This window comes from Pseudomonas sp. GXM4 (genome assembly GCF_008923895.1).
Lineage (GTDB): Bacteria > Pseudomonadota > Gammaproteobacteria > Pseudomonadales > Pseudomonadaceae > Aquipseudomonas > Aquipseudomonas atacamensis.
In genome coordinates, this window is record NZ_WBRZ01000273.1 from 1 (window position 1) to 7,234 (window position 7,234).

A 7,234-nucleotide genomic window follows, 5' to 3' on the forward strand; every position below is an offset into this window, starting at 1 on the left:
CCGATCTAAAGTGGGAGCGAGCCTGCTCGCGAAGAGGCTGGCACTGCCAACCTTCACACCGCAGGAAAATGAATCCTGAACGCCGCCCCGCCCATCGGTGAATCACCCAAGGCCAAACGGGCGTTGTAGCTTTCGATGATGTCCTTGACCACCGCCAGCCCGATGCCCTGCCCGGGATGCTGGGCATCCAGGCGTTCGCCGCGTTCGAGAATCCGCGCACGCTGATCGAGGGGCACGCCCGGGCCATCATCCTCGACGCACAATTCGATCCCGGCCAAGGACTCGCGCACGCTGACCCGCACTTCGCCGAGGCACAGGCGATAGGCGTTTTCCAGCAGGTTGCCGAGCATTTCCAGCAAGGCGCCCTGCTCGATCGGCACGTAGCAATGCTCGGGCAGATCAAAGGTCACGCGCACATGTTTGTCGCGGTAGACCTTGTCCAGCGTATCGCAGAGGCTTTTGAGCACCGGTTGCAGGCGCACCTGATGGCGCACCAGACCGCTTTTGCGCAGGCTGGCCCGTTGCAGCTGGTAGCTGATCTGCTGGCTCATGCGTTCGATCTGACTTTGCAGCACCCAGGCCTGATCGCGGTCTGCGGGGCGCTGGGCCATGTCTTCGCTGACGCCTTGCAGCACCGCCAACGGGGTTTTCAGGCTGTGGGCGAGGTCGTCGAGGGAGTCGCGGTAGCGGCTGCGTTGCTGGCGTTCGCTGAGCAGCAAGCGGTTGAGCGAGCCGGTCAGGCGCAACAGTTCGCGTGGATGTTTTTCGGTCAGGCTTTCACGGGTGCCACCTTCGATTTCATCGAGTTCCTGGCTGAGCCTGCGTAAGGCCTTGAGCCCCCAGGTCAGGCCGATCCATAGCAGTGCCAGCAAGACCAGCAATGCCGCGCCGAAGCCCAGATAGAGATTTTCCCGCAGGCCTTCGAGGGTGGTTTCGTATTCGCGCACCGGTTGCAGGGCGACGATGCTGAACGCAGCGCTTTTACCGCCGAGCAATTTCACCTCAACGTCGTAAACGAAGAATTCCTGGCCGTTGCTTTCACGAATCCGCGCGAACTCGTTGCCGAGGCCGTCGTAACGCGGTTTGTAGTTGATCTGTTCTTCCTGGGTGGCTTTCGAGCGCCACACCAGTTTGCCGTCGCGGTCGTAGATATAGCCGAGCAAACGGAAATCGGTGAGGTTGAAGCGTTCGTCGGGCAATTGCGACGGCATCACCAGCCGACCGTTTTCCACCCGCGCGGCGGAGATCAATGTGGTGACGTCGGAGGCCAGGCGTTGTTCGATCGAGTCCTGCAAGGCAAGGCTGAAGGCGCCCTGCATCGCCGGCAGCAAGGCAAGCATGAACAACACCGCCAACGTGGTGGCGGCGAGCATCAAGCGAACGCGAAGGGAACGGATCAAGTGCAGCGCTCATTGAACAGGTAACCGAGGCCGCGCACGGTGTCGATCGGTTTGAACCCGGCCGGGCCTTCGAGCTTGCGGCGCAGACGGCCGACCAGCACTTCGATGACATTCGGATCGCGCTCGTCGTCATCCGGATACAGCTGCTCCATCAAGCGATCCTTGGGCACCACCTGCTGATGGTGGCGCATGAGGTATTCGAGGATGCGGTATTCGTAAGCGGTCAGCGCCAGCGGTTGTTCATCGAGGCTGGCCTGTTTGCGATTGAGGTCGAGCAGCAAAGGCTCGGCGACGATGGTCGACTGGGTGAAGCCGCTGGAGCGGCGCAGCAATGCGTTCAGGCGTGCGTCGAGTTCTTCGAACTGGAACGGCTTGACCACGTAATCGTCGGCACCGGCGGCGAGGCCTTCGACCTTGTCCTGCCAGTTGCCGCGCGCGGTGAGGATCAGGATCGGGAAGGTCTTGCCGCCCGAGCGCAACTGGCGGATCAGGTCGAGCCCGCCCATGCCCGGCAGGCCGAGATCGATCACCGCCAGATCGAAGTTGTACTGACCGGTCTGGTACAGCGCCTCCTCGGCATTGGCCACGGACTCGACCACATGACCGCTTTCCGTCAGGCGGGTTTGCAGGTGATGACGCAACAGCGCCTCGTCTTCGACGACCAACAGTTTCATGCCTTTCTCCCTATCACTTGAACTCTCCAGGCAACTACCTGTGGGAGCGAGCCTGCTCGCGAATCCGGTGGATCAGCCAAGCAAGTGTCGGCTGATACACCCCTTTCGCGAGCAGGCTCGCTTCCACACTTCAAACTGCGACAACCGCTTAGAAATAGTAGTTGGCCGACAGGTAGGTCTGCGCGCTGCTGGTCAAGTCCAGCGAGCCCTGTTTGCTGCCGCCGCTCTCTTTCATTTCGGTGCTGGCGTTGCTGCGCAGGTAACGGTAACCGAGTTCCACCGAGGTGTTCTGCGAAACTTGCTGCAACACACCGACCTGGCCACCGATGGCGTAACCGATGTCGCTATCACGGCTGAAACCCGGCGAATCCTGCGTCAGCTTGGTCAGACCGGCCGTGGCGCCACCGAACAGTTTGGTGCTGCCGCCCACCGGGTAGAACAGGTCATAGCTGCCGAGCAGATTTTCCTGGCGCAGTTTAACGCCATTGTGCGAGCCGGAAACGTTGTCGTAGGTGGCGTAGTAGCGGCCCTGGCTGTTTTGCTGACCGAGGCGCATGCCGTAGGTGTTGTTGCCGTCGATGGCCCCGGTGACGTTGGGGTTGCCGAGGTTGTTGTTGAGCGCGTGGGACTTGTCGATCTTGTCGCTGGTCTGGCCGAATGTCAGGCCGGCGAAGTTGCTGGTGTCGTCGGCGTTCGCCGCGATGCTGGAGCCTAACAGGGTAAAAGCCAGCAGCAGTTTGTTGATACGAGTCATGGGTATTTCCTCTTTCACAGTGCTGTTTGGGTATGGCGCAAGGTTACTGAGCCGCCCCTGTACGGCCCCTGAACCGTCTCTGAACCTGACCTGAACCGGATCGACTAGGCTGTTCTGACCACTTTCAATAAGGAGATCCGACCATGCGCCTGTTCCTCGCCCTCTCTTTGCTGGCAGTCAGCAGCCTCACCCAGGCTGCGATCAAGACTGCAGAAATCCCCTACCAAAGTGCCGACGGCAGCCAACTGATCGGTTACTACGCCTATGACGACGCGATCAAAGGCCCACGCCCCGGCGTTGTCGTGGTCCACGAATGGTGGGGACTGAACGATTACGCCAAGCGCCGCGCGCGGGATCTTGCCGAACTCGGCTACAGCGCGCTGGCCATCGATATGTACGGCGAAGGCAAAAACACCGAGCACCCGAAAGACGCCATGGCCTTCATGCAGGCAGCGACCAAGGACGCCGATGCGGCGAGCAAGCGCTTCGCCGCCGGGCTCGATCTGTTGAAGAAGCAAAAGCAGACCGACCCGAACAGGATCGCCGCCATAGGCTATTGCTTCGGTGGCGCCGTGGTGCTGAATGCGGCGCGTCAGGGTGTGCCGCTGGCCGGCGTGGTGAGTTTCCATGGCGCGCTGGCAACCAAGACCCCGGCGACTCCGGGCAGCGTCAAGGCGAAAATCCTCGTCGAGCACGGTGCGCTGGACAGCATGGTCACTCAGGACCACGTCACCGCGTTCAAGTCGGAGATGGACAAGGCCGGGGCGGACTACCAGTTCGTCAGTCTGGATGGCGCCAAGCATGGTTTCAGCAATCCGGATGCCGATCGTTTGAGCCATGGCGAGCATGGCGGGCCGGACATTGGTTACAACAAGGCGGCGGACGAGAAGTCGTGGGCGGATATGCAGGCGTTCTTCCAGAAAATCTTCAGCTAACCGCGCTTGTCCTGATCGTTCCCACGCGCAGCAAAGGAATGCCGCACGGGACGCTCCGCGTCCCATCGCTGGGTGACGCGGAGCGTCACAGGATGCATTCCCACGCGGAGCGTGGGAACGATCATCTCGACCTCGCCCCGACTAACCGGCAAAATGCCCGCCATGCATACCACCCCCGCCCTGCCCGCCTGCTGCACTGCGCTCGACAGCCACTGGCCGTTGCCGACGGTCCTGGCCGATACCGTGCTGCTCAGTACCCACTTCGACCCGACACGCCTGCTCGGCGATGACTTCCAGCGCAGCGCTGTGCCGACGCCGCCGAGCATTCAGCGCTCGGTGGCCAAGCGCCAGGCCGAGTTTCTCGCCGGGCGCATTTGCGCCCGTGCCGCGCTGCAACAACTCGAAGGCCTGAATATCGTCCCGCCGATCGGCGAAGACCGCGCGCCGGTGTGGCCGGCGCACATCTGCGGTTCGATCACTCACAGCACCGGCCGCGCCGCAGCAATTGTTGCCAACAAGCAGCACTGGCGCGGCTTGGGCATGGATCTGGAAAACCTGTTGAGCCATGAGCGCGCCGAACGCTTGGCCGGGGAAATCCTCACGCCAGCGGAACTGCAACGCATGGCGGCGGGTTCTCAGGAGCAACTGGCGCTGCGGGTGACCCTGACGTTTTCGGTCAAAGAGAGTTTGTTCAAGGCGCTGTACCCGATCGTGCAGCAGCGCTTTTATTTCGAGCATGCCGAAGTGCTGGAATGGACTGCGGCGGGTCAGGTCAGGCTGCGGTTGTTGACTGATTTGTCGTGGGAATGGCGCAACGGATCGGAGCTGGAGGCGCAGTTTGCAGTGCAGGATGGGCAGTTGTTGAGTCTGGTCAGTATTCCTGCCTGAAGTTTGCATTGCCTGCATGGTCCTCATCGCTGGCAAGCCAGCTCCCACAGTATTCGCGGTGAACATAAAGACAATGTACACCCGCAAAACCTGTGGGAGCTGGCTTGCCAGCGATGGGGCCAGCCCTGCCACCACACAACCTACCGGCGCTCCTGATTCCTCGGCCAACTCAGACTGAAACACGCCCCACCCAGACTCTTGCTCTTGCCAATGATCGCGCGGCCGTCGTGCCAGTGAATGATCCGCCGCACAATCGACAAGCCCAGACCATGCCCGCCCGAGGCCCGCGTGCGGCTATCGTCGAGGCGCAGAAACGGCGTGAAGATCCGCTCCCACGCCACTTCCGGCACGCCCGGTCCGTCGTCCTCGACGTCGATCCGGCAACGCAACTGGCCGACCTGATAACTTACCGTCACTTGTGAATGCGCATGGCGCATCGCGTTGCCCACCAGATTCTGCAGCGCTCGATGCAGATAACGCGGTTCGGCCTCGACCCAGGCGCCGTCATTGTCGGCCGATGACAGACACAATCCGCGCTGCACCGTGACCTCGGCGCGCAGCGGCGCCAATTCTGCGATCACCTGATTGACCAGCGCATCCAGATCGATGCGCTGGAAAGTCAGCGCCGGCGAGCCTTGCTCCAGTCGTGCGTAGGTGAGCATTTCGTCGACCAGCTTGTCGAGGTCCTCGATGTCGTGATCCATGCCTTCACGGTATTTCTCCAGTGCCTGCGGGGTGGTGGCCGTGCCGATCATTTCCAGCCCGAAACGCAACCGTGCCACAGGGGTACGCAGTTCATGAGACACCGCGCGCACCAGTTCACGCTGGATCGCCAGCAGTTGCTGCAAGTGCTCGGCCATGCCGTTGAACGCAGACGCCAGCCGCCCGACTGAGTCGGCACCGCGCGCCGGCACACGGGTTTCCAGGCTGCCCTTGGCGATGCGCGTGGCCGCCGCTTCGAGGCCGCGCAAACGTCGCTCAAGCTGACGCACCAACAGATAAACGATGAGACCGATCAGCGTCAGACCGAGCGCGGCAATCAATACCAGCCACTCCGGCGGGTACGGATTCATCTGATACAGCGGGCCGATTTCCAGCACCCACGGCGTGCCGACCATACCGGCGAAGACGCGGATCGAATCGCCGCCCTTGCCCAGTGCCATCACCGTATCGCCCTCGGCCACGCGGCGGCTCTGGTCTTCGTCCATGTCGGCGTCATTTACCGTGACCAGACGCAGATCGAAGCCAAAGCCCTTTTCCTGTTTTATCTGCGCCAGACGCTTGGGCTGTTCGCCGACCGGTACCCGCACCAGTTCATCGGCCAGCAGGTAAATGGTCGCCCGGGCCAGTTGCTCGCTGATCTGCTGTACCTCGCCCACCAGCATCATTTGCTCTTTTTCACTGATCAGCCGATAGACCTTGGCCGCATGTGGCCCGGTCTGCTCGACCAGCGCCTGACCGCGCAGGACACGGGTGCGCTGGGCCAGATCAAGGTCGGTTGCAGAGAATTTCTTCAGCGTCAGCGGGATGCCGAGCAGCCGCTCCCACACCAGCAGCGCGCGATGGCGTTCGGTCTGGTTCATCGGTTGCAGATTGTCGGCCATCAGCGAGAAGGTGCCGTGGGCCAGGCGCTCGCGGTATTGCTCGCTGCGCACCTGATTGAGCAGGTTCAGCGCCAGCACGCCGAGTACCGCCACCAGAATCAGCGCGGCGCACATGCCGCCGTAGATGCGCAGGAAGATCGAATTCACAGCGCCAGGTCTGCGCAGGCTTCCGGTACGAACAGATAGCCTTTGCTGCGGATGGTCTTGATCAGCCGCGGATGATCGGGGTCATCGCCGATTTTCGGACGGATGCGCGAGATGCGCACGTCGATCGAGCGATCCTGGCCGTCGTAGCCGATGCCGCGCAATGCAGTGAAGATTTCTTCCCGGGAAAGTATCCGCCCGGCGTTGGACACCAGCAGCCACAGCAGGTCGAACTCGGCGCTGGTCAGCTCGATGCCGTTGTCGCTCAGCCAGGCTTCGCGTAACGCGTTGTCGACCACCAGTGGACCGAATTGCAACCGCCGGGATTTTTCCGCGACCGGCTCCGGTGTGTCACTGCGGCGCAGCAACGCCTGGATCCGCGCCAGCAACAAGCGCGGACGCACCGGTTTGCATACGTAGTCGTCGGCACCGAGGTCGAGGCCGTGGATCTGATCAGCGTCATCGGTGCGCGCGGTGAGCATCAGGATCGGCCCGTCGTACTGGCTGCGCACCTTGCGGCAGATGCTCAGGCCATCCTCGCCGGGCAGCATCAGATCGAGGATCACCAGATCCGGCTGCTCCTTGATGATCCGCGCCGCCGCCAGCGCGCCGTTGCCTTCGATCTCCACGCGCAGGCCATTGGCTTGCAGGTAATCGCGGGTGAGCTCGGCCAGTCGCTGGTCATCCTCGACGATCAATACCTGCCAGGTTTGTTGCTCCACCGGTGACCTCTGCTTGCTGTTTTTATTGATATATGAAGGTTTCGCTGAATGAACGCGGTTCCTGTAGGAGCTGACGAGGGAAACGAGGCTGCGATCTTTTGATCCTGCTCTTG

At 61.9% G+C, this 7,234-nt stretch carries 7 protein-coding genes; 2 read left to right on the top strand and 5 right to left on the bottom strand.

The genetic code is table 11. The annotated features are described in order from the left end of the window. Window positions 1-53 precede the first annotated feature (53 nt). The 3 genes from F8N49_RS23480 to F8N49_RS23490 form a co-directional block, all read right to left on the bottom strand. Window positions 54-1,400, bottom strand: coding sequence for an ATP-binding protein (locus F8N49_RS23480; RefSeq protein ID WP_016773624.1), 1,347 nt, complete (start codon window positions 1,398-1,400; stop codon window positions 54-56). Continuing rightward, window positions 1,397-2,074 (bottom strand): response regulator, encoded by a 678-nt coding sequence (locus F8N49_RS23485; protein ID WP_151552789.1) that lies wholly within the window; start codon window positions 2,072-2,074, stop codon window positions 1,397-1,399. Before F8N49_RS23485 ends, F8N49_RS23480 begins: the two co-directional genes overlap by 4 nt. 148 nt (window positions 2,075-2,222) lie before the next feature. Continuing rightward, the gene (locus F8N49_RS23490; protein ID WP_071173264.1) at window positions 2,223-2,828 is read right to left on the bottom strand and encodes a hypothetical protein; all 606 of its coding nucleotides are present in this window, start codon (window positions 2,826-2,828) and stop codon (window positions 2,223-2,225) included. Between the two features lie 143 nt (window positions 2,829-2,971). Here F8N49_RS23490 and F8N49_RS23495 point away from each other — a divergent pair, with 143 nt between their 5' ends. Both F8N49_RS23495 and F8N49_RS23500 read left to right on the top strand, forming a co-directional pair. Beyond that, window positions 2,972-3,763: a dienelactone hydrolase family protein gene (locus F8N49_RS23495; protein ID WP_122746826.1), complete on the top strand. Its 792-nt coding sequence runs from the start codon at window positions 2,972-2,974 to the stop codon at window positions 3,761-3,763. 162 nt (window positions 3,764-3,925) lie between these two features. Further along, window positions 3,926-4,651: a 4'-phosphopantetheinyl transferase gene (locus F8N49_RS23500; RefSeq protein ID WP_151552791.1), complete on the top strand. Its 726-nt coding sequence runs from the start codon at window positions 3,926-3,928 to the stop codon at window positions 4,649-4,651. A gap of 140 nt (window positions 4,652-4,791) precedes the next feature. Here the strand turns inward: F8N49_RS23500 and F8N49_RS23505 are convergent, their stop codons facing one another. Then, on the bottom strand, window positions 4,792-6,402 hold the full coding sequence (locus F8N49_RS23505) for an ATP-binding protein (RefSeq protein WP_151552792.1): 1,611 nt from the start codon (window positions 6,400-6,402) through the stop codon (window positions 4,792-4,794). Continuing rightward, on the bottom strand, window positions 6,399-7,121 hold the full coding sequence (locus F8N49_RS23510) for a response regulator (RefSeq protein WP_056788095.1): 723 nt from the start codon (window positions 7,119-7,121) through the stop codon (window positions 6,399-6,401). The genes F8N49_RS23505 and F8N49_RS23510 overlap by 4 nt, the downstream gene beginning before the upstream one ends. Window positions 7,122-7,234 lie beyond the last annotated feature (113 nt).

Excerpts from the sequence above, each read along its gene's own strand:
- F8N49_RS23485 (WP_151552789.1), bottom strand. The coding sequence starts at position 2,074 with ATGAAACTGTTGGTCGTCGAAGACGAGGCGCTGTTGCGTCATCACCTG.
- F8N49_RS23490 (WP_071173264.1), bottom strand. The coding sequence starts at position 2,828 with ATGACTCGTATCAACAAACTGCTGCTGGCTTTTACCCTGTTAGGCTCC.
- F8N49_RS23495 (WP_122746826.1), top strand. The coding sequence starts at position 2,972 with ATGCGCCTGTTCCTCGCCCTCTCTTTGCTGGCAGTCAGCAGCCTCACC.
- F8N49_RS23500 (WP_151552791.1), top strand. The coding sequence starts at position 3,926 with ATGCATACCACCCCCGCCCTGCCCGCCTGCTGCACTGCGCTCGACAGC.